The organism is Asticcacaulis benevestitus DSM 16100 = ATCC BAA-896 (genome assembly GCF_000376105.1).
GTDB classification, from domain to species: Bacteria; Pseudomonadota; Alphaproteobacteria; order Caulobacterales; family Caulobacteraceae; genus Asticcacaulis; species Asticcacaulis benevestitus.
Genome location: NZ_AQWM01000003.1, coordinates 18,358 through 44,352 on the forward strand (window position 1 = coordinate 18,358; position 25,995 = coordinate 44,352).

Consider the following 25,995-nt stretch of genomic DNA (forward strand, 5'->3'; position numbering starts at 1 on the left):
TCCGGACAAAAGAAAACGCCTCTCCATGTTCGAAGAGGCGCTACTTAGCATTGTCGAGTTATGGTCCTAGGGGCTTGCCCCTAGTTGACCGTGGGCTTGCCGATCGCCAGTTCCTCGCCATCGAAGCCGACATGGATGACGTCGCCATCCGTGACCGTGCCGCTAAGGATCTGGCGGGCGATGCCGTCGACCAGCAGCTTCTGGATCACCCGCTTCAGGGGCCGCGCGCCATAGGCCGGATCATAGCCCTTGTCGGCCAGATAGGTCAGCGCCGCCTCATCGATGCTGAGCGTCATGTCGCGGTCCTTCATCAGCTTTTCCAGTCCCTTGAGCTGGATGCGGACGATGTCGTGCATGTGCACCTTGTCGAGGCGATGGAACAGGATCGTCTCGTCGATACGGTTGAGGAATTCCGGCCGGAAATGCCGGCGCACCACCTCCATCACCAGCGGCCGCACGGTCTCGACCGGCGTGGCATCATCGATATTGACCAGGATATCCGAGCCGAGATTCGACGTCATGACGATCAGGGTGTTGCGGAAATCGACCACACGCCCCTGCCCATCGGTCAGGCGGCCGTCATCCAGCACCTGCAACAGGATGTTGAACACGTCCGGATGCGCCTTCTCGACCTCATCGAACAGCACGACCTGATAGGGCCGGCGCCGCACAGCTTCGGTCAGAGCCCCGCCTTCGTCATAACCGACATAGCCCGGAGGCGCGCCGATCATGCGCGAAACGGAATGCTTCTCCATATATTCCGACATGTCGAGACGTGTAATCGCCGTCTCGTCATCGAACAGGAACTCCGCCAAGGCCTTGTTCAGCTCGGTCTTGCCAACGCCCGTAGGCCCCAGGAACAGGAACGAACCGATCGGACGGTTGGGATCTTTCAGACCCGCCCGCGCACGGCGCACGGCATCGGCCACGGCGGTCAGGGCTTCATCCTGACCCACCACACGTCCGCGCAGCACGTCTTCCATGCGCAACAGCTTGTCTCGCTCACCTTCCAGCATCTTGTCGACCGGAATACCTGTCCAGCGCGACACGACCTGCGCGATCTGGGCCGAATCGACCACTTCCGGCGTCAGCGGCGATTGCTCGCCCTGCGGCGCGTTTTCAGCGCGTTCCAGCGCCTTTTCGAGCGCCGGAATGATGCCGTACATGATCTCGGACGCCTTTTGCAGATCGCCGGCGCGCTGAGCATTGGCCAGGTCGATGCGGGCACGCTCCAGCGCTTCGCGGGAACGCGCGGCCGAGCCGACCTTGTCCTTTTCGGCCTTCCAGCGCGTGGTTAGGCTGAGCGACTTTTCTTCCAGATCTTCCAGTTCCTCGGACAGCTTTTCCAGGCGAGTCTTCGAGCCGGCATCGGTTTCCTTTTGCAGGGCTTCGCGCTCGATCTTCAACTGCACAATGCGGCGATCGAGTTCATCGAGTTCTTCCGGCTTGGAATCGACCGCCATGCGCACGCGTGACGCGGCCTCATCGATCAGATCAATGGCTTTATCCGGCAGGAAGCGGTCGGCGATATAGCGGTTGGAAAGCGTGGCGGCCGACACGATGGCGCTGTCCGAAATACGGACGCCATGGTGAACCTCGTACTTTTCCTTGAGGCCACGCAGGATCGAGATGGTATCCTCCACGGTCGGTTCGGTCACGAACACCGGCTGGAAACGCCGCGCCAGAGCCGCGTCCTTTTCAACGTGCTTGCGGTATTCATCGAGCGTGGTGGCGCCGACGCAGTGCAGTTCGCCACGCGCCAGAGCCGGCTTGAGCAGGTTAGACGCATCCATGGCGCCATCGCCCTTGCCGGCGCCGACAAGCGTGTGCATCTCATCGATGAACAGCACGATCTGGCCCTCGGCCTGCGTCACCTCGTTGAGCACGCCTTTGAGGCGTTCCTCGAACTCGCCACGATATTTCGCGCCGGCGATCAGTGACCCCATGTCGAGCGAATAGAGCTTCTTGTCCTTCAGGCTTTCCGGCACATCGCCATTGATGATGCGCTGCGCCAGACCTTCGACGATGGCGGTCTTACCGACGCCGGGTTCACCGATCAGGACGGGATTGTTCTTGGTGCGGCGCGCCAGAACCTGAATGGTGCGGCGAATTTCTTCGTCACGGCCAATGACCGGATCGATCTTGCCATCGAGCGCGGCCTGGGTCAGGTCGCGGGCATATTTCTTGAGCGCGTCAAAGCCGTTTTCGGCGGAGGCGCTATCGGCGGGCTTGCCTTTGCGGAAGGCGGCTTGCGCGGCCTTCAGCTTGCCGAGCGAAATACCGGCGGCTTTCAGGGCTTCGGCGCCTTCCTTGTTATCGACGGCGGCGATCAGCAGACGGTCGGCGGTGACGAAGCTGTCGCCCGCCTTGTTGGCATCGTTCTCGGCGTCGTTGAAAAGCTTGTTGGTTTCGTTGGCCATATAGAGTTGCGCGCCGCCAGTCACGGCGGGCAGCTTGCCAAGCGCCAGATCGACGGAGGCGGCGAAAGCATCGGCGCGGCCACCAGCCAGCGAGATCAGTTGGCTGGAAAGCGACTCCTTGTCCTCTGTCAGCGCCTTGAGCACATGGATCGGGCTGAAATACTGGTGATTGCGCGCCTGCGCGATACCTTGGGCGCTTTGGATAAGCTTTTGAGTCTTTTCGGAATATTTTTCGATATTCATGGTGTAGGGTTCCCCATTTCGGCGGATTGAATGTCCGGCCGCCCCTCACGAGGCAACGGCCTGATAGCACCGATATGGTGTGACCTTTGCATCACACAAGGGGGCGACTTCGAGAATAAAAGGAACTGGAAAAGGGGCTGGCGCGTCTGCGTCGAATTGCCTATAAAAGCCGTCATGAACGCCAAAATCTTCTATCCCGCCGCGGCCCTGATCGCCCTCCTGCTGATTGGCCTGAGCTTTGTCTGGCCACAGGGTCAAGGCGCACGCTCGCCGGCGCCCTTTGGCCATGCCGTTGAAAAGCCCGACTATTTCCGCATGGTGAAGGAACGCGACGCGCGCCAGAAGAAAAAGGCGGAAGATGAGGCCAGACGTCAGGCGGAAGCCGACGATGCCAGCGCCGCGGCGGCCGAAGCCTCCGCCTCCGCCGCCCCTTGAAACCCAAGGCTCTGATCTTTGGCTACGGTTTTATCGGCGACGCCTTCGCCAGATCCGCCCGCCATGCCGGTTATGCTATCTCCGCCACCGCGCGCACGGCTGAAAAGCGCGAAGATCTTGCCGCTTTGGGCGTTATCCCCGTCGATCCCGCCGATGCAGAACACCTGCAGAGGGCTTTTGCCGGGGCTGACGCCGTCCTGATCACGCCTGCGCCCGGCGATGACGGTTGCCCGGCCTTTGCCGCGCTCAAACCTTCTGCCGGTCAGCCAAAATGGATCGGCTATCTTTCCACCACCGGCGTCTATGGCGATCGCGGCGGTGGTTGGGTGTTCGAGGATTCAGCGCTTACCCCCACATCGGCCGAAGGTCGCCGGCGCGGGCTGGCCGAAAGCCAGTGGCTAAACGTCGGCGCGCAGGTCTTTCGTCTGCCGGGACTTTACGGCCCCGGCCGCAATGTGATCGAGCGCCTGATGGACGGCACGGCACGACGTATCCACAAGCCCGACCACGTCTTTTCCCGCCTCCATCATGATGATTGCGCTTCGGCCCTGCTGGCCAGTCTGGCGCGTCCGCGTGCCGGTGGCGTCTATAATCTCTGCGATGATGAGCCTGCGCCGGCCGATACGGTTCTGGCCTGGGCGGCAGAGCTTTGCGGCCTGCCATTGCCACCGGAAATCACCTTCGATGATCCCGGCCTTAGTCCGAACATGAAGCGGTTTTATCAGGACAATAAGCGCGTCTCCAATGCGCGTGCCAAGGCGGAACTTGGCTGGCAATTGCGTTACCCGACCTACCGCGAGGGCCTTGCGGATATCTATCGGTCTCTGCAACGTGACACAACACTGTAGTCTTTAGCGACTCGACGGAAGCGCACCATGACAGCCGCCAAAACCTTCCTGATCACCGGCGCGTCTTCCGGTATCGGCGCGCAGTTCGCAAAATCCTATGCGGCGCGCGGTCATCATCTTATCCTGGTCGCCCGCCGTCTTGAGCGACTGCAAGCCCTGGCCGCCGAGATCACCGCACAACAGGGCGTTACCGTGACCTGCCTCGATGCCGACCTGAGTGATCGCTCCCAGACCAACGCCCTGTTGGATCGCCTCAAGGCCCTCAATCTGCAGCCCGATGGCCTGATCAACAATGCCGGCTATTCGCTGGCCCACACCTTCGCCGCCACCACGGCGCAACAGCAGGTCGACTTCATCGAGGTTTGCGTCACCGCCCCGACGATTCTGGCGCACGGCCTGCTGCCGCACATGCTGGCGCAAGGTGCCGGCCGCATCATCAATGTGTCGTCCATGGTCGCCTTTTCACCCGGCGCCACCGGCCACACCCTCTATCCCGCTGCGAAAGCCTACATGCTGAAATTCTCGCGCTCGCTGGCCGCGGAGGCCGCCGCGAAAGGCGTGCATGTCACCGCCCTTTGCCCGGGCTCGACCGAATCCGAATTCCAGCATTCCAACGGCATGGACGCGGTGCTGAAAACCAACCCCGCACGCTTCGTCCAGACCGCCGAAGCCGTGGTCGAGGCCGCCATCCGCGCCAACGAAGCGGGCCGCGAGGTCATCGTCACCGGTCTGATCAACAAGATCGCCGTCGCCGCCATGACCCTGCTGCCCGACGGCCTGATCACCCCGCTGATCCGTTGGGGCGCCCAAAAGTACCAGATCAAAGAGTAAGATATGCCACAAAGCGCACCGGCCACAGAATCCGAAACCTACGACCTGATCATTATCGGCTCCGGCGCCGGTGGTGGCACCCTGGCCTATGCCCTGGCCAATACCGGCAAGAAAATCCTGATTCTGGAGCGCGGCCAGGAGCTGCCGGTCGAGCCGCAGAACTGGGATCCCAAGGCGGTCTTCATCGATCAGCGTTACCGCACCAAGGAGCAATGGCTCGACAAGAAGAACAAGCCGTTCACGCCCAACACCAACTATTGGGTCGGCGGCAACACCACCTTTTACGGCGCCGCCCTGATGCGCATGAAAAAGCGCGATTTCGAGGCCGTGCCGCATTCGGATGGCCTGTCGCCGGCCTGGCCGCTTTCCTACACCGACTATGCGCCGTGGTACGAAAAAGCCGAAAAGCTATGGCGCGTCCATGGTCAGCGCGGCATCGACATCAACGATCAGCCTGATGATCCGCCCTACCCCTATCCCGCCATCATGGATGATCCCGGTGTCGCCAAACTCAAAAAACATTTCGAGGGCATAGGCTGGCATCCGTCGCCCCTACCCCTCGGTATCGACCGCGACGAGGCGCATCCGCAAACCTCGCACTGTGTCCGCTGCACGACCTGCGGTGGCTACCCCTGTATGCTCAAGGCCAAATCCGACGCGCGCTCGATCATGCTCGATCCGATTCGCCATCTGCCAAACGTCACGATCCTTACCGGGCATAAGGTCACGCGCATTGAGACCGATGGCGCCGGCAAGACGGTCACCGGCGTCGTCACCCAGACCGACACCGGCACGCAAACCTTCCGCGGCAACCTCTACGCGCTGGCGGCGGGCGCGGCCAACAGCGCCGCCATCCTGCTGCAATCGCGCAGCGCCAACCATCCGGACGGACTGGCCAACCGCTCTGGCCTCGTCGGGCGCAACTATATGTTCCACACCACATCGGCGGTGATTTCGGTACTGGCCGACACGTTCGATTCCACCTTCCCGAAAACCTTTGCGGTCAATGACTTCTATTTCGGCGAGCCCGATTTCCCCTACCCCATGGGCCAGATCCAGTTGCTCGAATATATGTCGGGCCAGACCCTGGAAGGCCAGATCGCCGACATCATTCCGCCGGCGCTGCTGCCCAACTTCCTGATGGACGATATCGCCAAGCACATGGTGGCCTTCCTGGCCATGAGCGAGGACCTGCCGCGCGAAGAAAACCGCGTCACGGTCAGCGAAAGCGGCCAGATCAAACTGACCTACACGCCTAACAATCTGGCGGCCAATCTGCGCCTGACCCGCAAGCTCGAACACGGGCTCAAGGGCTTTTCGCTGCGCCAGCACACCCTATTCGAGCCGCATTTCGAAATCGATCAGTTGCTGCCGCTCTACGGCACGGCGCACCAGTGCGGCACCATCCGCTTTGGCCGCGATCCGGCCGCCAGCGTCCTCGATACCGACTGCAAGGCGCATGATCTCGACAATCTCTATGTCGTCGATTCATCGTTCTTCGTGTCGAGTTCGGCGGTCAACCCGACCCTGACCATCGTGGCCAACGCGCTTAGGGTCGGGGAGCATTTAGCCGGCAGGCTTCAGGGATGACACGGCGCAGCCCCCGTCTGCCCGCTTCGCCGATGCGACAAGCGCGGCGACACCCCACCACCAGCCGATGACATAGCTTAATCCGTATCCCGCCAAGGGGACCGGGAATTTGCCCGACAAGCAGGCGAGCAGCGACACCAGCCCATAGAGGCTGAGCGCCACGGCCGAGGTCCGCGCCTCACTGACGGGCCATAGCGCCAAGGGGCTTAGCACCGCCATGACGATGGCAGCCACCATAAGGACGGCTATCGCCGGCTGGTGCGCCCAAACCATGGACGTGATGCCTTCGACGTGGCCGATAGCCTGCAAGGGATCGGCCCGTGATAAACAGATGATCGCCGCCGCCAGACACCAAAGAGCGGCCGCCCATCCCTTCACGCCAAATTTCGATACACACAGAACAACAAAGGCCACACCAAAAGCCGCCAGTTGCGATGCATCCGGCTGGATAGCCAACAGGATGGACAATAAGGCCAAACCGATGAATGCGATAAGATGGCTATCCCTGCGGGTTGTGGCGATCACCACAGGCAGGATCAAGGCGGCGGCATTAAGCTGGATCGGCCCTATGCCAAGCCAGCGATGGACGCCGGCCTGGCCCGCACTGGCAAAACACGCCATGAGCAAAACAAGAGATATGGGGAGGATAACAAGCGAGGCTGGCTTGCCCCAGAGGGAAAATCTGCCCCAGCGCACCATCCCTAAGCCCGTCATTCCGGCGACAAACCAGGCCAGCAGATTGCGCAGCCACAAAGACGGAGGAAGATCGGATTGCGACATGCCCCAGGCGCCCGCCGCAACCGCCAGAAAGGCGGCGGTAGCAAAGACCAGCAGGACACGTCTACCTGCCTCAGTGGCTGACAGAGTCGTCATGTCACACGTAACTCAGCCACCATATTGACCAGCAGGTCGAGGTCCTCCGACCGTGACAGGCGGTGATCGCCGTCCTTGATCAGGTGCATATGGGCATCCGGCGTGGTGAAGGCTTCCAGCAGCCGCACGCCGTGCCGCCATGGCACCACATTATCCTTCATGCCGTGCAGGATACGCACCGGGCCGTCGAACGGTATCGGCCCGCCCAGCACCTCATGTTGCGCCGCCTCATCAAAAAACGCCTGCGACAACGGCACCGGACGGTCATAGCCCGGCATCATCCAGACGCCCGACACCTCAAGTTGGCGACGGTCTTCGGGTAAGAGGCCCGGCAGCATCAGCGCGGTGACGAAGTCGGCCGCCGGCGCCAGAAAACCGGCCGCCTTGAGGCGCTGCGGCCGCGCCTTGCTCAGCAGCGACAACATGTGCCCGCCCATCGACGAACCGACGCCCACAAGGGGGCCTTGCGTCAGATGATCGACCACCGCCAGCACATTATCAAACCACCTGCCGACCCGCGCCTCATTGAAAGCGCCGCCGGTCTCGCCATGGGCGAAATAGTCAAAACAGAGGAAATCCCAGCCGCGCGTTTGCGCTTCGTGGGTCAGGCGGGTGATCTTGGCGCCGGTCATATCCGATAGGAAACCACCCAGCCACAGCACGGTCGGGCCATCGCCGCGCACATGACGATACGCGATGCGGTCGCCACCGGGCACATCGAGAAAAGACGCAGTCTCTTGATTTGGCACAGTTTCCATGGTCATTGCACCATGCTACCTTTCCTAACTCCTTCGTACAAGTCAACATGTCGCCTTCCCCCTTCACCGCGTGCGTTTTGCAGGTCGTCCCCGAACTCGATACCGGCGGCGTCGAGCAAACCGTGGTCGATGTCAGCGAAGCGATCATCTCAGCCGGCGGGCGCTCGATCGTGGCGACCAAGGGCGGACGGCTGGAAAAGCGGCTGGAACGCGGCGGCGCTCAGGTCATCCACCTGCCGGTCCACAGCAAAAGTCCGCTGGTACAATGGCAAAACTATCAGTCCTTACGCAAGATCATCCGAACCGAGCACGTCAATATCGTCCATGTCCGTTCGCGCGCCCCCGCCATGGCCGCGATCGGCGCCGCCAGGGCCGAGGGCATCCGCAGCGTGGCCACCTACCACGGCATCTATAACGCGAAATCGGCCCTCAAGCGCTGGTACAACAGCCAGATGACGCGCGCCGACATGACCATCGCCAATTCCGACTTTACACGCGCCCATATCCTGCAAACCTATCCGGACGTGCCGACGGAGCGCATCATCAGCATCCCGCGCGGGGTCGATCTCAAGCGTTTCGATCCCGAAGCCTTCGATGTGCGCAAGATCATGGAACTGGAAGAGGCTTGGGGGCTGCCGGAAAAAGACGCGCGCATCCGCTTCCTGCTGGCGGCCCGCCTGACGCGCTGGAAAGGACAAGCCTTCATCATCGAGGCCGCGCATCTGTTGAAAACGCAAGGCACGGATAAATTCGTGATCCTGCTGGCCGGTGACGATCAGGGCCGCAGCGATTACACCCAAGGCCTGCAAGCCAGCATCGAGGCGTATGGCCTTGGCGATCACGTCCGGCTGGTGGGACACTGCGCCGACATGCCTTCAGCCTACAGCGCCTGCCATTTCGCGCTGGCGCCCTCGCTCGATCCGGAAGCCTTCGGCCGCACGGCGGTGGAGCCCCAGGCCATGCAGCGCCCGCCTTTAGCCGCCGCCCATGGTGCTACGGTCGAGACCGTTCTGCCCGGCGATACCGGCTGGCTGGTGACGCCCGGGAGTGCGCAAAAATGGGCCGATGCGCTGAAAGAGGCCATCGATATGCCGGAGAATGCGCGCTTCGCCATGGGCCAGCGCGGGCGCGAACATGTGAAGGCCTTGTTCGGTTTGCCGCTGATGTGCGAACGCACTCTTGATGTTTATCGCGCGCTGCTTATCTTAAGCGCACGGCAAATTCGCGGTTAAAAGCGCCATAGCTTTGTAAATTCCTGAAATTTTAACCGATGTGGCCTATTGGGGATTGCTAGTTAACGCCCCTTTCGGCATAATCCGCGCACTTTTAACAGACTCAAGGAGAACGACCTATTCGTCGCCCAATCCAAACCCCGCCTCCCAAAGACGGCCCCCGCATCAATCAGGACATCAAAGTCCCTCGCGTCCTGTTAATCGACGCCGCCGGCGAAAAACAAGGCATCATGCCGACTTCGTCCGCCCTGGAAGCCGCTGAAGAAGCTGGATTGGACCTCGTCGAAGTCTCTCCTACCGCTGACCCGCCTGTTTGCAAGATCCTCGATTACGGCAAGTACCGTTTCCAGGAGCAAAAGAAAAAGGCCGAGGCGCGCAAGAAGCAGAAGGTCGTTGAAATCAAGGAAATCAAGCTTCGCCCCAATATCGATATCCACGATTACGAGGTGAAGGCCAAGGCCATGACGCGCTTCTTTGAAGAAGGCGACAAGGTCAAGGTGACGCTCCGCTTCCGCGGCCGCGAAATGGCCCACCCCGAACTGGGCATGAAACTGCTCAACAAGGTGAAAGCCGATTTCGAGCCCACCACCAAGGTCGAATACGAACCGAGGATGGAAGGCAAGCAGATGATCATGATTTTGGCGCCCAAATAGGTCGCCAGCCTCACAAGAAGCCCCGCCCGCGCGGGGCTTTTTTGTTATTCAACGCACCGAAAGCTCGTCATGTCCCGTTTTCTTCACTTCGACCGTTCACTGGTCACCCCCGAACAGGAGCGCCCCGCGCCGGAACGGGTGATCGACGGCGACCCGGTTTTCACCACCTGGCTGCTGGAAACAACGCCGGACGAGAAAACCTATGCCGGTTACTGGGGCGCCACGCCCGGCACCTGGCGGGTCAGCTACGACGAGTGGGAATATTGCACGATCCTCGAAGGTCATGCGGTCGTCACGGAAAACGGCCAGGCGCCGGTCACACTGACAGCCGGTGACCACATCCTCTTCCGTGCCGGCTATCAGGGGCAGTGGCAGGTGATCGCGCCTGTGCTGAAAACCTTCGTGATCATTCTGCCGTAACGGCACGGCGCTTCATCAAGGCCGATGGCGAAAAGCCGGTAATCAGGGCCACGCCCGCAATGATCAGCGCACCACCGACAAGGCTGACCAGGCCGACATGCTCATGCAGGACCAGACTGCCCCACAGGGTGCCGAAGATCGGGACAAGAAACGTGACGGTCGTGGCCGAGGCCGCTCCCACCTCGTCGATCAGCTTGAAATAAAGAATATAGGCGATCCCGCTGCAGACGATGCCGAGCATGGCCACGCAGATCATCACCCACACATCCGGCATGGCGGCGGCGGGAAAAAACGGCGCGGCGGGCAATACCATAAGCGTGGCGGCCCACATGCTACCGTGGGCGTTCGAGAAGGCATCGACGCTTTTGGCCACCTTGGAATAGAGCGCGGCGATGGCGTAACAGGCGGCGGCGATCAGCCCTGCCCCAACACCGAGTAAAGCCAGCGGCGACAGGTGCGCGCCATCGAGCCCGACCAGAACCGCCACGCCAGACACGCCGAGCGCCAGGCCGATGATCGTTTTCACCGATAGCCGGTTGCGCATCCAGATGGCCCCGAAGATCGCGCCCCAGATCGGCGTGGTGGCGTTCAAAACCGACATCAGAGACGCCGGCAGGCTCTTGGCCGCCCAGGCAAACAGCAGGAACGGCACGGCCGTATTGAACAGGCCCAGAATGACGAAGTGCTTCCAGTCGGCCTTGATATCGAGCGTCTTCTTCCACAGCAGCGCCAGCCCGAGCAGGAAGACCGCCGCCAGCCCGACACGCAGCTCGATCAGCAGCACCGGCCCGAGCACCGGCGCCGCGATACGCATGAACAGGAACGATCCGCCCCAGATGGCGGCAAGCCCGAACAATTTCAACAGACTGGACAAGGGCATGGCGTAACTCCTGAGATCGATCGGCGATATGCCATGAGATAGCTCTGGCGTCCCTCCGTTTCTTGTTGTCACTATGAGTTTGTCAGGATCGTTACGGCGGTTGGCAGTTGCGTTGCCCTTAAGAAGATGGAGGCACACGAGAGAAGGAAGCGGGATGAACTTTCTCCTCCCCTGTAGCGACGCGTTCGGGGGAGGTGCCGAGCTTGTCGAGGCGGAGGGGGCAACCCCGTAGTTAGAAAGAGGCCCCCCTCCGTCAGCGACACCAGCCCTTCGGGCCTCGCGCTGCCACCTCCCCCGCTTTGCAGGGGAGGAAAAGTAAGATCACCTACTCCCAAAATTCCGGCTGTTCCGGGATGCGGTTGAAAGCGATCTTGGCCCCGACAAAGCCGTGCATCTTGGTGGGTGGGCCGATGGTCACCTTATCCTTACCAAACCTCTGATTGATACCATCGAGCGCCGACAACAGGTTCATATGGCGGCCATCTTCCTCACCTTCCGGCGTCCAGCCGAAAAGGTCCGGCTTCATGCCCGCTTCAAGGAGATGGAGACAGGTGACAACGATCTGCTTCACCCGCGGGCCTTTAAGTTTACGCGCGCATTGCGCCCACAGCTCATCGCAGGCCTGCAGCATACGGAAACTGTCCGAGGTGACGGCAAAGCGCGTCGCCGCCTCCAGCTTTTCGCCATCCGCGCCGCGCAGGTAGATATGTAAACCGCCGCACTTATAGCCCATGCGCCGCAGCCGCGAACCGCACTTGGCCGTCAACCGCCGTGCAACGCCGCGCGCGTGCTCCACCGGACGCAGCTCCTGCGCCAGAACATGGCCGTGGGTGATGCTGGCGCGGTGGGTTTCGATCTCGGGTGGATCGGTGCCATGGAGGGCATACCAGAAGTTTTCCCCCATGATGCCGCGCCACACCTGACGCATCCGCGACGGGCTCATATCCCACAGTTCCCGCACCGTCTCAACGCCCACCTTATTCAGCCGCATCTTCATCGAGCGTCCGATACCGGCGAACTCATCAATATCGAGATCAAGAAGCGCGCCGGGCAGTTGATCCTGCCGCAGCACGGTCAGGCCCAGCGGCTTTTTCATATCGGCCGCCGTCTTGGCCAGCAGGCGCGACGGCGCGATGCCGATGGAAGAGGTCAGGCACTCGCCGACATTCTCCAAGATGCGCCGCTGGATGCGGTGGCCGAGCGCGCGTGCCGGCGCTTCCAGACACTGCGGCCCCATCAGCCGGCACACGACCTCATCGATCGAACACACCTTTTCGACCGGAATGACGTGATCGATCTGCTCCAGGATCTTGTTGTGCAACTCGACATAACGATCCGGTCGGGCCTCCCGGACAATCAGGCCCGGAATCTTCTCCCTCGCCTCCTTGACCTGGGTGCCGGTTTTGACGCCAAGCGCCTTGGCCTGATAGCTGGCGGCGATGGCGCAGGTGTAATCCGACATCACTGGCACCACGATCACCGGCTTGCCGCGTATCGCCGGTTCGTCCTGCTGGGCGCAACTGGCGAAATACGAGTTCATATCGAGGTAGAGCCAGCGCAGTTCCGCACCGTCGCGCCAGCGTTCGTCAAGTTCTGTCGTGTCTGCATTCTGCGCCATATAAAGAACATAACAAGAACATTCTTGCCGAGTCAAGCCCTCAGGGCCATCACGCACTTGCGATAAAGAAACTGTCGCAATCGGTCGCAAATCAGTTATAAACCGCGCATGTCAAAAGCCGATACCTCTGTTGCGTCCACGGACGAGGCCCTGCTGTCCGAAGCGGAACCGGTAATCCCGCCCGAGGCCGACGATCCGCGTAACGAGCGCACCTTTTTTCGCGGCAAGCTGTTACGCAAAATCCGCCATTTCATGAACGAAAACGGCCCTCTGGCGGCCATGTTCGCCGTGGTGTTCGTCAACCTGGTCGGCTTCGGCATCGTCGTACCGCTGATGCCGTTCTTCGCGCAAAGCCTGCACGCCCAGGCCTGGCAGGTGACCCTGATGTTCACCACCTATTCGCTCGGTCAGTTCTTCGCCGAACCCTATTGCGGCCGCCTGAGCGATCGCATCGGTCGCAAGCCGATCCTGATCGTCACCACGGCGCTCAGCGTGCTCTTCTATGTGCTGCTGGCCTTTTCGCCCAATATCTGGGTCGCCATCCTGATACGCTTTTTCGGTGGCCTAAGCTCCGGTAATATCTCGACCATTCAGGGCTATGTCTCGGATGTCTCCCCGCCGGAAAAGCGCTCCGGCCGCATGAGCCTGATCGGCGGCGCCTTCTCGCTCGGCTTCGTCATCGGCCCGTTTATCGGCGGGATGCTGAGCCATGAAGGCGGCGGTGGCGGCAACGAATTTCGCCTGCCGCTGATCGGTGCGGCCGTGCTTTCGGGTATCGCGTGTCTGGGCGTTATGCTGTTCATTAGCGAAAGCCGCCAGCGCCGCAGCAAGGTCGAGGCCGCCCAGCCCAACATCCTGAAAACCGCTCAGGAAGCCTGGCGCAATCCGGTGATGGTGCGCCTCATCCTCGCCACGCTCTGTTATATGGCGGCCTTCGCGGGTCTGGAATCCACCTTCGGCCTGTGGGCGGAATCGCGCTTCCAATGGGGACCGAAAGAGATCGGCGCTATCTTCCTGTTCATCGGCCTCGCCGCCGCCATGATGCAGATGGTCTTCATGCGCCCCCTCACCCGCCGTTATGGCGAGAGCAAGGTTTTGGCCGGCGGGCTGTTCGTTTTCGGCCTCAGCTTCGCGCTTCAAGGCATCAACCACATCAACTGGCTGATTACCCCCATCGTCATGCTGGGCACGCTCGGTCAGGCGGTCATCTTCTCCTCCATCTGCGCCATCATAGCCATGTCGACCTCGCCCGATAAACAAGGCGCCATGCTCGGCCTCAACATGTCGACCGGCGCCATTGCCCGCATCACCGGCCCTATGCTGGCTGGCTACCTGTTTAGCTGGCTTGGCCCCGACGCCGCCCTGTGGATGGGTGCTGGCCTCACCCTTCCCGCCGCCCTGCTGGCCCTGCAGGTCGGCAAACAACAGAAGCGTCACGCCAATGGATAGATTTCAATCGGACTGGCAAAGCTTTCACCCGCGCACCCCGCCGGTCGGGCACCTGCTGCGCGAGGCAGAGGGCTGGAATGTCACGCGCTTTCACCTGCTACCCGATGGCCGCAAAACGGCGCACAACCGTGACGAACTGCACAGCCTGCTCAAGCGCTTCAATACTATCGCCACGGCCACGCTGGGCGAGGACGCCCCTTGCTATCTGATCGCGCTGCAATCACCCAATCAGGACGCCCGCCATCGCCAGCGCTTCGAGCGCCTGAAATCGCGCTACGACCTGACACCGGGCTGGGAGTTCCATCAGGCCAGCGACAACCTGACCTACACGGTGTGCAGCGGCGACGTGACGTGGCAGACCAACGGCTTCAACCGCATTCTGCTCCATATCTACCAGACCGACCTGTGGGACGTGATCTGGATGAACAAAGCCACCGGCGCGGTCTTCCGCCCCTATGACGCCGGCGCCGATATCTCGCAGCCGACGCCGAACGACCTGATCGCGCGCATCTCGTCCTTCTATGGCTGGATGCCGCAGAACGGCCTGGGCTTCATCCGCTTCAATCAGGCGCAGATGGCGACGGCGAAGTTTCAGGTCACCAAGCCTTGCGCCGAGGCCATCCAGAAGGTCATCGCGGCGCAGCAGAAATAACTCTATGTCCCGATCATCTCACGCCATCTTTCACTTAGCTTCGCATAATCCGGATCAGCAGGATAAGCCAGTTCATCCGGACTGATAACGAAAAACGCTTGTTTCGAGGCTGTCCAGATATGTCCGGCGGGTCGGAGCCATGAGGCGTCGTCCAGCGTACCGCCTTTGATATTGAAGGTCTCGGCACCTACGAACCGCCCATGAAACAATCGTGTTCCGCATTCCGGACAAAATTCACAGCGCTTGGTTTTACCACTGTCTGCGGTCACCATGAAAACAGCCGGTTCCCCAAAAACTTCGACATCGCTGGCACGCACCTTTACGGATTCACCAAACGCCGAAGAGGACTGTTTTTGACAATGCGTGCAGTGACATAGATAAAAGACCACCGGCGCGGCATTCAGACGATAGCGAATGTGTCCACATTGGCAGGCACCATGGACTGGGAATCGCGGCAACTTGACCAAGGGCATGATATATCTCCTGGATTGAGCAAGCCCTTGTACCGATTCAGCCCTTGCGCTTCCAACCCTTTTCCTGTAACACCCGCCGTTCTTATTGACCCGACAGGCTAAAGGCATGCCTAGGCGGGTCTTAATTTCCTATAGAGGGCGGCTTTAACCAAGCCGTACATGAAATGCCCAAGTTGAAGACCAAGTCGGGCGCTAAAAAGCGTTTCCGCATCACTGCCTCAGGCAAGGTAAAGGCCGGCGTTGCCGGTAAGCGTCACCGTTTGATCTCTCACAACGCCAAGTACATCCGTCAAAACCGGGGTACCGAAGTGATGTCCAAGCCGGACATCGTGAAGATCAAATCCTACATGCCTTACGCCTAAGAGGAGCAGACACATATGGCTCGTGTTAAAAGAGGCGTAACTTCCCACGCCCGTCACAAAAAAGTTCTGAAACTTGCCAAAGGCTTCTACGGCCGCCGCAAGAACACCATCCGCACCGCCAAGGCGGCCGTTGACCGTTCGGGTCAATACGCCTACCGCGACCGTCGCAACAAGAAGCGTTCGTTCCGCGCCCTGTGGATTCAACGCATCAATGCGGCTGCCCGCATCGAAGGCTACACCTACTCGCAGTTCATCCACGGCCTGAACGTTGCCGGCATCGACATGGACCGCAAGGTTCTGTCCGACATCGCCATGCACGACATGCCGGGCTTTAGCGCCATCGCCGCTAAGGTGCGCGCAGCCCTGGCTGCCTAAGGCTTTTCAAGCTGACGAAAAAGCCCCGCACCTTCACCGGTCGCGGGGCTTTTTTATTGTCCAAATTTCCGCTTTCCGCGCCTCGCAACATCGCCTAAACACTCGCCAAAGCTTCTCCACTCAAAGACACGCAAAATGACCGTTTACGCCGAACTCCAGAGCGAAATCGCCGCTGAAATCACCGCCGCCACCGATCTGGCCGCGCTCGACGCCGTGCGCGTATCGGCGCTAGGCAAGACCGGCCGCATTTCCGGCCTGCTCAAGACCCTGGGCGCCCTGCCGCCGGAAGAGCGCAAAACCACCGGTGCCGCCATCAACGCCGTGCGCGATGTCATTCAGTCGGCACTTGATGACCGCAAGGCGACGCTTGAAGCCGCTCATCTGGCCGAGCGTCTGGCCAGGGAACATATCGACCTCTCCCTGCCCTCCGCACCGCGCCCGAAAGGCGGCGTTCACCCCACGCTTCAGGTCATGGACGAGATGATCGCCATCTTCGCCGACATGGGCTTCGAGGTCGCCGAAGGGCCGGATATCGAGGACGACTTCCACAACTTCACCGCCCTGAACTTCCCCAAGAAGCATCCGGCGCGCGAAATGCACGACACCTTCTTCTTCAACCCCGATGAAAACGGCGTGCGCAAGCTGCTGCGCACCCATACCTCGCCGGTGCAGATCCGCTCGATGATATCCGGCAAGCCGCCGTTCCGCCTGATCGTGCCCGGCCGCGTCTTCCGCTGCGACTCAGATCAGACCCACACGCCGATGTTCCACCAGATCGAAGGTCTGGTGATCGACAAAACGGCGCATATGGGCCATCTGAAATGGGTGCTGGAAACCTTTATCTCGCACTTCTTCGAGACCAACGACGTTACCACCCAGTTCCGCCCGCACCACTTCCCGTTCACCGAACCCTCGGCCGAACTCGATGTGCGCTGCTCGTGGGAAAAGGGTGAACTTAAAGTCGGCTCCGGCGACTCGTGGCTCGAAGTGCTCGGCTGCGGCATGGTCCATCCGAACGTGCTGCGTGCCTGCGGTATCGATCCCGATGAATATCAAGGCTTCGCCTGGGGCATGGGCGTCGATCGTCTGGCCATGCTGAAATACGGCGTGCCCGATCTGCGCGACATGTTCGCCGCCGATACGCGCTGGCTTGGCCACTACGGCTTTAGTGGTTTTAGCGCCCCGAACTCGGCATCTGGCCTCAGCTAAGAAAGACCCGGAGGCTCAGCCTCCTGGACCTCGAAACAAAAGATAAGAACATGAAATTCTCGCTCTCCTGGCTTAAAGATCACCTCAAGACCGACGCCGATATCGACACGGTGGCCGCCGCCATGACCATGGCCGGCCTCGAAGTCGAGGACATCCACGATCCCGCCAAGGCGCTCAAGCCCTTTACCGTCGCCAAGGTGATCTCCGCCGCCCAGCACCCTAATGCGGACCGCCTGCAGGTGCTGCAGGTCGATACGGTTGACGGCCTCAAGGAAATCGTCTGCGGCGCCCCCAATGCCCGCGCCCGCCTGACCACCATCTACGCCCCGATCGGCGCCTATGTGCCCGGCCTGGGCGTCACCCTCGTTGAAAAGCCGGTGCGCGGCGTCGTCTCCAACGGCATGATGTGCTCCGGCGCCGAATTGCAGATCGACAGCGAATCCGACGGCATTCTGGAGCTCTCCGATGATCTGGCCGTCGGCACACCCGCAGCCCAGGTTTTCGGTGCCGAGCCCGTCATCGACTTTGAAGTCACCCCCAACCGCCCCGACTGGCTGGGCGTTCACGGCATCGCCCGCGATCTCGCCGCCACCGGCCTTGGCACCTTCACCGAAACGACGGTCACCCCGGTCAAGGGCAGCTTCCCCTCATCGATCACGGTCAAGATCGATGGCGACGCCTGCCGCCACTTCACCGGCCGCGTTATCCGCAGTGTGAAGAACGGCCCGTCGCCGAAGTGGCTGCAGGATAAGCTGAAATCTATCGGCCTCAAGCCGATCAGCGCGCTGGTCGATATCACCAACTATCTGTCGTTCGATCGCGCCCGTCCGCTGCACGTCTATGATGTCGCCAAGCTCGTCGGCACCACGCTGGAAGCCCGCCTTGGCCATCATAACGGCCCAAACGATGAGCAACTGATCGCGCTTGACGGCAAGACCTACGACATTGGTCCCGATATGTGCGTCATCGCCGATGCCGGGGGCCAGCGCCCCATCGGTCTTGGCGGCGTTATGGGCGGCGAAAGCACCGGTGTGTCGGACGACACGACTGAGGTCTTTCTGGAATGCGCCTGGTTCGAGCCGATCCGCATCGCCCAGACCGGCCGCACCTTAAGCCTTAATTCCGACGCGCAATACCGTTTCGCGCGCGGCGTCGATCCGCAATCCACCCGCCCCGGTCTCGAACTGGCGACGCAACTGATCCTCGATCTTTGCGGCGGTGAAGCCTCCGAGGTCGTGGAAACCGGTGCCGCCATCGAAGGCCGTCCCGATGTCACCTTCGATCCGGCCTATGTGGCGCAACTGACCGGCCTCGACGTGCCGACCGACAAGATCGAGCACATCCTGACCGCGCTCGGCTTTGGCGTCACCACCGGCGCAAGCTGGACCGTCAGGGTGCCGTCGTGGCGTCGTGACGTGGACGGCAAGGCCGATCTCGTCGAAGAAGTCGCCCGCATCTACGGCTTCAACCATATCCCCGCCACGCCCCTGCCTTCGGTTGGTTTGCGTCCGGGCGGCGTGTTAACCGCACAGCAGGCCAAGGCCCGCACCGCCCGTCGCGCCCTCGCCGCCTATGGCTATTCCGAAGCCGTCACCTGGTCGTTCATGCGTCAGGACTGGGCCAAACTGTTCGGCGGCGGTGATGACAAACTGGTGCTGGCCAACCCCATCGCCTCCGAACTGAACTGCATGCGCCCCTCGGCCTTGCCGAACCTGCTCGAAGCCGCCGGCCGCAATGCCGCGCGTGGTCATGCCGGCGCGCAACTGTTCGAAATCGGGCCGATCTATCTCGGTCTGGAGCCCAATGACCAGAAGCCGACCATCACCGTCCTGAAAGCGCCGGGCAAGGCGCGGAGCTGGCAAGCGGCTGGCGAAGACGCCCTGTTCGCGCTCAAGGGCGACCTGATGGCCCTGCTCGACGCCATGGGCGCGCCTGTCGCCTCGCTGCAACTGCTGCAGGGCTCCAACGCCGCACACTGGCACCCCGGCCGTTCGGCGCGTCTGCAACTTGGCCCCAAGCAGATCGTTGCCGAATTTGGCGAACTGCATCCGGCCGTGCTCAAGGCCATGGACCTGAGCGGCGCTTATGTCGGGTTTGAAATCCGCATCGATAACCTGCCGGCGCCTAAGTCTAAGTCCGGCAAATCGAAGGGCGCGCTTAGCCTGTCGAACCTGATGCCTTTGACCCGCGATTTCGCCTTCCTTGGCGATGAAAAGCTGGCCGCCGGCGATCTGGTCCGCGCCATCAAGGGTGCTGACAAGACCCTGATCGGCGAGGCGCAGGTCTTCGACGTCTATCGCGGCCAAGGCGTGCCCGAAGGTCAGAAATCGCTCGCCATCGAGGTGACCCTCACCCCGACCGACAAGACCCTGACCGAGCCTGAAATCGAAGCGATCAGCAGCAAAATCATCGCCGCCGCGCAAAAAGTCGGGGCCATCCTCCGCACCTAGAGCCTCATGCCGAAAAGCGGAGGCCACGTTACAGAGCCGACGAAGGCTCTAAGCCAATCAGAGACGCCATTTGCGCAAAATATGTTCACGCAAATGGCGTCTCACTTCACGATTATGTGCCGGCTAAGAACGGCCTTCTCGGACTTAGGGAGTCGTTAACACCTCGCCAACATAGCTAGTGGCTTAAGTAAACTGGCAATGGACCGGCACGTGGATTTTCATAACCCAAGCGATGAACGCATCCTGCCCAATATCGGCCGCTTCGCCACTTCCAACCTCGGCTTTATGGCCTGACATGCCTAACCGCTGTTAACCCGTTCTTTAAAAACGGCATTAAACTTTCGCGCGCATACTTATCCACATGAACGCGATCAGTACAGCATATCAGGGCATTGTTTCCGCCAGCAACCGCTTCGACAAGGCGGCCAGCAGCACGGTAAAAAATGCCAGTGACGGCAAGGACATCCTGACCGACCTGGTTGAACAGATCGATTCACGTACAGCCTTTGAAGCCAATATCAGCGTCTTCAAAGCCGCCGACGCCATGCTTGGCAAGCTGCTGGACATCAAGACCTAATGCACCCTGGCTAAATCTAAGACGATTTGGACATTTCCTGACCAAGTCCCCCACCCCTGAACTTAAAAAGCCCGCCGGAACTCCGACGGGCTTTCTTTATGTCTGCTATGGCGAAGCTTAGAAGTCGTCGTCTTCTTCCGGCTCGGACAACTTGCCGCCGCCCTTGCCGAAGACGTCTTCGAGCGACAGGTCGTTCTTCTTGGCATAGGGGCTGTCGTCTTCTTCCTCAAAGGCAGGCTGCACGGTGACGGCCGGCTTGAGCGACGGATCATCGAGCGGGATACCGAGCTTTTCAGCCTGCTTGCGCTTGGCGTCAGCGCCCTTCTTGACGGCGGCGTCCAGTTCGATCTGGCCGATCAGGCCAAGCGTCACAGGATCGACCGGCTTGATATTGGCCGAGTTCCAGTGGCCGCGCGAACGGACCTGCTCGATGGTCGACTTGGTGGTGCCGAGCAGCTTGGAGATTTGCGCATCGGTGATTTCCGGGTGGTTCTTGACGAACCACAAGATCGCGTCCGGGCGATCCTGACGACGCGACACCGGCGTGTAGCGCGGGGCCTTCTTGGTCGGCTTCAGCAGTTCGGCGTGGCGCGACACAAGAGCCTTCATGCGGTAGGTCGGGGTCGTCTCGGCCTTGGTCAGTTCTTCGCGGGTCAACTGGCCATTGGCGATCGGGTCGGCGCCGCGGATGTCGCGCGCCACTTCGCCGTCAGCGATGCCCTTCACTTCGAGCAGGTGCAGGCCGCAGAAATCGGCGATCTGGTCGAAACCGAGCGAGGTGTTGTCAACGAGCCAGACGGCGGTCGCCTTGGGCATCAGGATGTCGGACATGGTGTGTATCCTTGGTTGGATGGACGGCCGTAGCGACCCTCCAGAAATGGCTACGCCCGGCCTTTTCGGCCGGGCGCGTGTGTTGTGAGGATGGTATAGAGCGATTTCGAGCGGAAGGGAAGAGGCGAACTCAAGCGTTGACTGACACGACGCTTTATTCTTTCAGCTAGCCGCCCGGATGCAATCCCGGCGCTTCCTGACCCGTGCGGGCCACATATTCGCTATAGCCCCCATCGTAGCGATGCACGCCCTCTGGCGTCAGTTCCAGAACGCGATTCGAGAGCGCCGACAGGAAATGGCGGTCGTGCGAAACAAAGAGCATGGTGCCTTCGAAATCGGCAAGGGCTGCGACCAGCATTTCCTTGGTCGCCATATCAAGGTGGTTCGTCGGTTCGTCGAGCACCAGCAAATTCGGCGGATCGAACAGCATCTTGGCCATCACCAAACGCGCCTTCTCACCACCGGAGAGCACGCGGCAGGGCTTTTCGACATCGTCGCCGGAGAAGCCAAAGCACCCCGCCAATGTGCGCAGCGCCCCTTGGCCGGCCTGCGGGAACGAGCTGTCGAGCGACTCGAAAATCGTTTCTTCGCCATCGAGCAGGTCCATGGAGTGCTGGGCGAAATAGCCCATCCTGACGCTGGCACCGATGCTGACCGTTCCCTGATCGGGGGTCGTATCGCCGGCCACCAGTTTCAGCAGGGTGGATTTGCCGGCGCCGTTGGCACCCAGCACACACCAGCGCTCCTTGCGGCGCACCAGAAAATCCAGCCCGGAATAGATCGGTTGGCTGCCGTAGCCCTTATGGACATTGCGCAGGTTGAGCACGTCGTCACCCGAACGCGGCGGGCTGCGAAACTCGAAATGAACCGCCTGACGGCGCCGGGGGGCCTCGACGCGTTCGATCTTGTCGAGCTTCTTCACCCGGCTCTGGACCTGCGCCGCGTGCGATGCCCGCGCCTTAAAGCGCTCGATAAACTTGATTTCCTTGGCAAGCATGGCCTGCTGACGCTCGAATTGCGCCTGTCGCTGCTTCTCGGTGAGCGCCCGCTGCTGCTCGTAGAAATCAAGATCGCCCGAATAGGTGATGAGCGAGCCGCCGTCGATCTCGACGACCTTGCCAATGATGCGATTCATAAAGGCGCGATCGTGCGAAGTCATCAGCAGGGCGCCATCATAGTTTTTAAGGAAGGCCTCAAGCCAGATCAGGCTTTCGAGATCCAGGTGGTTGGAGGGTTCGTCGAGCAGCATGCCGTCGGGTCGCATCAGCAGGATGCGGGCCAGGGCCACGCGCATCTTCCAGCCGCCCGACAGAAGCCCGACATCGCCATCCATGCGCTCCTGCGAGAAGCTCAGTCCCGCCAAAACCTCGCGCGCCCGCGCCTCCAGCGCATAACCGTCCAGTTCCTGAAAGCGCTCCAACACGTCGCCATAGCGTTCCATGGTGGCGTCCAGGTCGTCGGCCTGATCCGGATCGACCATGGCCGCCTCCAGCTTCGCCATTTCGGTGGCGAGCGCGCTCACGGGCCCTACGCCATCCATCACCGCCGCGACCGCGCTCTGGCCCGACATCTCGCCGACATCCTGGCTGAAATAGCCGATCGTCATGCCGGCATCGATGCCGACCTGCCCGTCATCGGGCTGCTCCTGGCCGGTGATCATGCGGAAAAGCGTCGTCTTGCCGGCGCCGTTTGGCCCCACAAGTCCGACCTTCTCGCCCTTCTGAATCCCCATCGAGGCGTCGATGAACAGGATCTGGTGGCCATTCTGCTTGCTGATATTATCGAGACGGATCATGCGGTTCTACTACTGACAACAGGGATTTAGGCGCGACCGTCAGGCTTATGGCATCCTGGCTGCGACATTTGGCAGGGGTCTACAATGGCGCGGCCGGTTTGGGAAGGGCGCGCACGGATTTAAGAAGGCCCAGCCAAAGAGCAAGCCCCGTGGTTCAATACTCGCAATGCTGCTCTGTCCACCGCCCGCCGCTATCAAGACAAGCGTCATGCGGGTCGAACCATTTGCCGACACCCAGGACAGCCCCCACCACAATCACGACGGCCAGCCCCAGCCATATCATCCACTTTTTCATAAGATCACCAGTTTTGAACAATGTTCAATTCAATATCATGCCTGTAAGTCCAGCACAACCTTTCCTTTGTGATCCCCCTTATCCATCCACGCATGCGCGCCCGCGGCATCCGCGAAAGCAAAGCGCTCCTCAAGGATCGGCCTGATTAGCCCCTTCTCGATCAGCGGCCATACGCGCTCATGCACCTTGGCGGTGATCCGCGCCTTTTCATCGGCGGAACGGGGCCGTAGCATGGATCCGGTCACGATCGCCTGTTTCGCCATGATGCGGCGCAGGTCAATCTCCACGGTTGCTTCCTTGCCGAAGCCAACCTGAACGATGCGACCGCGCATATTGAGGCAGGCCAGGTTCTTGCCAAAAAAATCACCAGCCACGATATCCAGCACCACATCGGCGCCGCCAAAAGCCTTCACCGCCGCCACGAAATCTTCCGTATCGGTATCGATGACCAGATCGGCACCCAGGGATTTTGCAAAGGCGCATTTATCCGCGCCGCGCGCCGTGGCGATGACCCTGGCGCCACCAAGGTCCTTAAACATCGCCTTGGCCATCTGGATCGTCGTCGCGCCAATGCCGGAATTGCCGCCATGCACAAGTACGGTTTCGCCGGCCTGCAAGGCGCCATGTTCCATCAGGTTGGCGTAGACGGTCAGGATGTTTTCCGGCAGGGACGCCGCCTGCGCCAGATCGAGCCCTTTCGGGATCGGCAGCAGGTGGCGGATATCGACCGCCACGAACTCGGCATAGCCACCGCCATTGACGAGTGCGCAAACCGGATCACCCAGATTCCAGCCGATATCATCGAACATGATTTGCTCTGCCCCTTCGGGGCCGAAGAGAGCCGGGTGAATCAGCGCGTCACGCGGTCGACTGATGTCCGGCGGCATCCTTTCAATTATACCGGAGACCTCAAGTCCCAGGACCTCCGACGCCCCCGGTGGCGGCGGATAGACACCGCGCCGTTGCAGGATGTCCGGGCGGTTGACGCCGGCGAAGCTGGTCCGAATTAGCACATACCCAGGCGCGACTTCAGGACGCGGCTTGTCGTCAAGGTAAAGATCGGCAGCACTCTGGCCCGCGCCGCGTATCGAAATGACTTTCATGGCTGATTCGTTTTCCTTGATTTCTTCGCGTAAGAGGCGCTTCATCTTTGACCGGACGATGGCCCGGAACGTGAATGACTGTCTACACGGGATATATAGGATGGCGATCTTAGACGACAATGAGGCGCTGGCGCTGCGCAGTGGCGGTCCGTTGCACACCTTGGTTCACGAAGACCTTGATCCTTACAGTGTCGAGGACTTGCAGGTGCGTATACAGACCCTGGAGAGCGAGATCGTGCGGGTGCGCGAGATCATGGAGCGTAAAAAAAATCGCCGGTCGGCGGCCGACGCTTTATTCTCTTTTAAGGATACTTAACGATAACTCACCGTCATGGGTTCCGCACGAATGGCACAAGCGTTGCAGGGCCGGGTGAGACGTTTTCATGATGGCACGCGCACCGGATGGTGCAAAAGCGGGTCAGAACAGACTTCGCCGATATAGTTTTAGCATAAGGCTCCATAGTATGTCCGACAGCACGGCCCCCACCCTGAACGCACGCGTCTCCATTGTGCGCGATTTCGCTTCTTCCGATCTGTTCGACCGGACGTTCAAGGAGGGCATGGCGCTCGTCGAGGAAACCGCCGCCTATCTCGATGGTGATGGCCGCCGCGATTCCCGCCTGCTCAGCCGCGAAGACGCCCTGCTCTACGCCGGCGAAAGCATGCGCCTGACCACCCGCCTGATGCAGATCGCCTCGTGGCTCCTGGTGCAGCGCGCCGTCCGCGAAGGCGACATGGATGCCAATGACGCCTGCGACGACAAGTACCGCGTCGCCGCCCTGGCGCTCGAAGCCGGCGACAAGGCCCCAGCCCTGCCCGGCGGTCTGCTCAACCTGCTTGACCGTTCCAACCGCCTGTACGAGCGCATCTCCCACATGGACAAGCGCATGTTTATCGACGGCGAAGACGACGAGCCCAAGGTCAATCAGGTCATCAGCCAGATGGCCATGTTGCAAAACGCTTTTGGCGCTGAAAAGTTCTCCGGCCTCGAAGCGTAACCCAGGCGTTCCATTCTGAAGTTTGAGGCGTGCATTCCGGTGCACGCCTTTTTCATGCGCCCACCGTAACAAGGTTCGCAAAGCCTTGTTCAGCAAGGACGTCTCCCCGTTTAAGCGAGTCCTTTGGGACACAAAGTCGCTTGTGGCATGAGGTTTGAAACCCATAAGGCGAGCTGTATCACTTCGACACAGCGCCACACACGAACCAGGGGTTTGAAATCATGGCTACCGATATCGATCTGCATCTGGGTAAGCGTCTGCGTCGTCGCCGTCGCCTGCTCGGTTTGACGCAACAACAACTCGCCCTCGCTGTCGGCATCCGCTTCCAGCAGATCCAGAAGTACGAATGCGGCGCCAATCGCATCTCGGCCGCCCGCCTGTTCCAACTGGCCAAGGCGCTGGAAACCCCGATCAACTATTTCTACGACGGCCTGACCGACGAGAAGACCGAAGTCGCCGCCGTGAACAACGAAGGCATCGAGGTGTTTTCGCGCAAGGAAACGCTCGACCTGATCCAGGCCTATTACCGCCTGTCAGAGCGTCCGCGCCGTCGTCTGCTCGATCTGGCCAAGAGCCTGAACGGCGAAAACGAGCAAGCGGCTTAAGCCGAAATGCTTGGCATTTC

27 protein-coding genes are annotated in these 25,995 nt (G+C 60.8%); 17 read left to right on the plus strand and 10 right to left on the minus strand.

Features of this window, described 5'->3' with window-relative positions:
* Positions 1–80: 80 nt before the first annotated feature.
* Entirely contained in the window at positions 81–2,663 is a 2,583-nt protein-coding gene (clpB, locus tag B060_RS0105675) for an ATP-dependent chaperone ClpB (RefSeq protein WP_018080795.1), read from the minus strand.
* Between the two features lie 174 nt (positions 2,664–2,837).
* Between clpB and B060_RS0105680 the strand changes: the two genes are divergently transcribed.
* The 4 genes from B060_RS0105680 to B060_RS0105695 are packed head-to-tail and all read left to right on the plus strand — an operon-like array spanning position 2,838 to position 6,367.
* Positions 2,838–3,098 carry a hypothetical protein gene (locus tag B060_RS0105680; protein ID WP_018080796.1) on the plus strand — a complete coding sequence of 87 codons (261 nt, stop codon included), beginning with the start codon at positions 2,838–2,840 and terminating at the stop codon, positions 3,096–3,098.
* Positions 3,095–3,946: an SDR family oxidoreductase gene (locus B060_RS0105685; RefSeq protein WP_018080797.1), complete on the plus strand. Its 852-nt coding sequence runs from the start codon at positions 3,095–3,097 to the stop codon at positions 3,944–3,946. The genes B060_RS0105680 and B060_RS0105685 overlap by 4 nt, the downstream gene beginning before the upstream one ends.
* Positions 3,947–3,973: 27 nt before the next feature.
* Positions 3,974–4,777, plus strand: coding sequence for an SDR family NAD(P)-dependent oxidoreductase (locus B060_RS0105690; RefSeq protein WP_018080798.1), 804 nt, complete (start codon positions 3,974–3,976; stop codon positions 4,775–4,777).
* Positions 4,778–4,780: 3 nt separating this feature from the next.
* Positions 4,781–6,367 carry a GMC oxidoreductase gene (locus B060_RS0105695; protein ID WP_018080799.1) on the plus strand — a complete coding sequence of 529 codons (1,587 nt, stop codon included), beginning with the start codon at positions 4,781–4,783 and terminating at the stop codon, positions 6,365–6,367.
* Here the strand turns inward: B060_RS0105695 and B060_RS0105700 are convergent.
* Positions 6,344–7,240: a hypothetical protein gene (locus tag B060_RS0105700; protein WP_018080800.1), complete on the minus strand. Its 897-nt coding sequence runs from the start codon at positions 7,238–7,240 to the stop codon at positions 6,344–6,346. The two genes, B060_RS0105695 and B060_RS0105700, sit on opposite strands and share 24 nt — an antisense overlap.
* Positions 7,237–8,004 (minus strand): alpha/beta hydrolase, encoded by a 768-nt coding sequence (locus B060_RS0105705; RefSeq protein ID WP_018080801.1) that lies wholly within the window; start codon positions 8,002–8,004, stop codon positions 7,237–7,239. Before B060_RS0105705 ends, B060_RS0105700 begins: the two co-directional genes overlap by 4 nt.
* 41 nt (positions 8,005–8,045) lie before the next feature.
* Here B060_RS0105705 and B060_RS0105710 point away from each other — a divergent pair, with 41 nt between their 5' ends.
* The 3 genes from B060_RS0105710 to B060_RS0105720 all read left to right on the plus strand — a co-directional run bounded on the left by B060_RS0105710 (position 8,046) and on the right by B060_RS0105720 (position 10,303).
* Positions 8,046–9,230, plus strand: coding sequence for a glycosyltransferase family 4 protein (locus B060_RS0105710; RefSeq protein ID WP_026172628.1), 1,185 nt, complete (start codon positions 8,046–8,048; stop codon positions 9,228–9,230).
* Positions 9,231–9,361: 131 nt separating this feature from the next.
* Positions 9,362–9,883 carry a translation initiation factor IF-3 gene (infC, locus tag B060_RS0105715; protein ID WP_026172629.1) on the plus strand — a complete coding sequence of 174 codons (522 nt, stop codon included), beginning with the start codon at positions 9,362–9,364 and terminating at the stop codon, positions 9,881–9,883.
* 69 nt (positions 9,884–9,952) lie between these two features.
* Positions 9,953–10,303 carry a cupin domain-containing protein gene (locus tag B060_RS0105720; RefSeq protein WP_018080804.1) on the plus strand — a complete coding sequence of 117 codons (351 nt, stop codon included), beginning with the start codon at positions 9,953–9,955 and terminating at the stop codon, positions 10,301–10,303.
* Here the strand turns inward: B060_RS0105720 and B060_RS0105725 are convergent.
* A complete protein-coding gene (locus B060_RS0105725; protein WP_018080805.1) occupies positions 10,290–11,183 on the minus strand; it encodes a DMT family transporter in 894 nt (297 codons plus the stop codon). The two genes, B060_RS0105720 and B060_RS0105725, sit on opposite strands and share 14 nt — an antisense overlap.
* Positions 11,184–11,508: 325 nt before the next feature.
* Positions 11,509–12,801, minus strand: coding sequence for a Y-family DNA polymerase (locus B060_RS0105730; RefSeq protein WP_018080806.1), 1,293 nt, complete (start codon positions 12,799–12,801; stop codon positions 11,509–11,511).
* Between the two features lie 108 nt (positions 12,802–12,909).
* Here B060_RS0105730 and B060_RS0105735 point away from each other — a divergent pair, with 108 nt between their 5' ends.
* Both B060_RS0105735 and B060_RS0105740 read left to right on the plus strand, forming a co-directional pair.
* Positions 12,910–14,250: an MFS transporter gene (locus B060_RS0105735; protein ID WP_018080807.1), complete on the plus strand. Its 1,341-nt coding sequence runs from the start codon at positions 12,910–12,912 to the stop codon at positions 14,248–14,250.
* Complete coding sequence (locus B060_RS0105740; protein WP_018080808.1) at positions 14,243–14,902, plus strand: DUF3885 domain-containing protein; 660 nt, start codon at positions 14,243–14,245, stop codon at positions 14,900–14,902. Before B060_RS0105735 ends, B060_RS0105740 begins: the two co-directional genes overlap by 8 nt.
* Before the next feature lie 2 nt (positions 14,903–14,904).
* Here B060_RS0105740 and B060_RS0105745 read toward each other — a convergent pair whose 3' ends face one another.
* Positions 14,905–15,375 (minus strand): GFA family protein, encoded by a 471-nt coding sequence (locus B060_RS0105745; protein ID WP_031220588.1) that lies wholly within the window; start codon positions 15,373–15,375, stop codon positions 14,905–14,907.
* A gap of 164 nt (positions 15,376–15,539) precedes the next feature.
* On the opposite strand from B060_RS0105745, the gene rpmI reads away from it, so the two are divergent.
* The 5 genes from rpmI to B060_RS0105775 all read left to right on the plus strand — a co-directional run bounded on the left by rpmI (position 15,540) and on the right by B060_RS0105775 (position 20,348).
* Entirely contained in the window at positions 15,540–15,737 is a 198-nt protein-coding gene (rpmI, locus tag B060_RS0105750; protein ID WP_018080810.1) for a 50S ribosomal protein L35, read from the plus strand.
* Positions 15,738–15,752: 15 nt separating this feature from the next.
* A complete protein-coding gene (gene rplT / locus B060_RS0105755) occupies positions 15,753–16,112 on the plus strand; it encodes a 50S ribosomal protein L20 (RefSeq protein WP_018080811.1) in 360 nt (119 codons plus the stop codon).
* Between the two features lie 135 nt (positions 16,113–16,247).
* Complete coding sequence (pheS, locus tag B060_RS0105760) at positions 16,248–17,321, plus strand: phenylalanine--tRNA ligase subunit alpha (protein ID WP_018080812.1); 1,074 nt, start codon at positions 16,248–16,250, stop codon at positions 17,319–17,321.
* Between the two features lie 50 nt (positions 17,322–17,371).
* Positions 17,372–19,771, plus strand: a complete 2,400-nt coding sequence (gene pheT, locus B060_RS0105765) for a phenylalanine--tRNA ligase subunit beta (RefSeq protein ID WP_018080813.1) — start codon at positions 17,372–17,374, stop codon at positions 19,769–19,771.
* A 361-nt stretch (positions 19,772–20,132) separates the two neighbouring features.
* On the plus strand, positions 20,133–20,348 hold the full coding sequence (locus tag B060_RS0105775; RefSeq protein WP_018080815.1) for a hypothetical protein: 216 nt from the start codon (positions 20,133–20,135) through the stop codon (positions 20,346–20,348).
* Positions 20,349–20,465: 117 nt separating this feature from the next.
* On the opposite strand, the gene B060_RS0105780 is transcribed toward B060_RS0105775, so the two are convergent.
* The 4 genes from B060_RS0105780 to B060_RS0105795 all read right to left on the minus strand — a co-directional run bounded on the left by B060_RS0105780 (position 20,466) and on the right by B060_RS0105795 (position 24,372).
* Complete coding sequence (locus tag B060_RS0105780; RefSeq protein ID WP_018080816.1) at positions 20,466–21,179, minus strand: DUF1013 domain-containing protein; 714 nt, start codon at positions 21,177–21,179, stop codon at positions 20,466–20,468.
* A gap of 166 nt (positions 21,180–21,345) precedes the next feature.
* Positions 21,346–22,974 carry an ABC-F family ATP-binding cassette domain-containing protein gene (locus B060_RS0105785; protein WP_018080817.1) on the minus strand — a complete coding sequence of 543 codons (1,629 nt, stop codon included), beginning with the start codon at positions 22,972–22,974 and terminating at the stop codon, positions 21,346–21,348.
* Between the two features lie 154 nt (positions 22,975–23,128).
* A complete protein-coding gene (locus tag B060_RS27110) occupies positions 23,129–23,269 on the minus strand; it encodes a hypothetical protein (protein WP_018080818.1) in 141 nt (46 codons plus the stop codon).
* A gap of 35 nt (positions 23,270–23,304) precedes the next feature.
* On the minus strand, positions 23,305–24,372 hold the full coding sequence (locus B060_RS0105795; RefSeq protein WP_026172631.1) for an NAD(P)H-quinone oxidoreductase: 1,068 nt from the start codon (positions 24,370–24,372) through the stop codon (positions 23,305–23,307).
* 100 nt (positions 24,373–24,472) lie between these two features.
* Here B060_RS0105795 and B060_RS0105800 point away from each other — a divergent pair, with 100 nt between their 5' ends.
* The 3 genes from B060_RS0105800 to B060_RS0105810 all read left to right on the plus strand — a co-directional run bounded on the left by B060_RS0105800 (position 24,473) and on the right by B060_RS0105810 (position 25,975).
* Positions 24,473–24,688, plus strand: a complete 216-nt coding sequence (locus tag B060_RS0105800; RefSeq protein WP_035423240.1) for a DUF1192 domain-containing protein — start codon at positions 24,473–24,475, stop codon at positions 24,686–24,688.
* A gap of 148 nt (positions 24,689–24,836) precedes the next feature.
* Positions 24,837–25,370 (plus strand): protease adaptor protein RcdA, encoded by a 534-nt coding sequence (gene rcdA / locus B060_RS0105805; RefSeq protein WP_018080821.1) that lies wholly within the window; start codon positions 24,837–24,839, stop codon positions 25,368–25,370.
* A gap of 221 nt (positions 25,371–25,591) precedes the next feature.
* A complete protein-coding gene (locus tag B060_RS0105810; protein WP_018080822.1) occupies positions 25,592–25,975 on the plus strand; it encodes a helix-turn-helix domain-containing protein in 384 nt (127 codons plus the stop codon).
* Positions 25,976–25,995 lie beyond the last annotated feature (20 nt).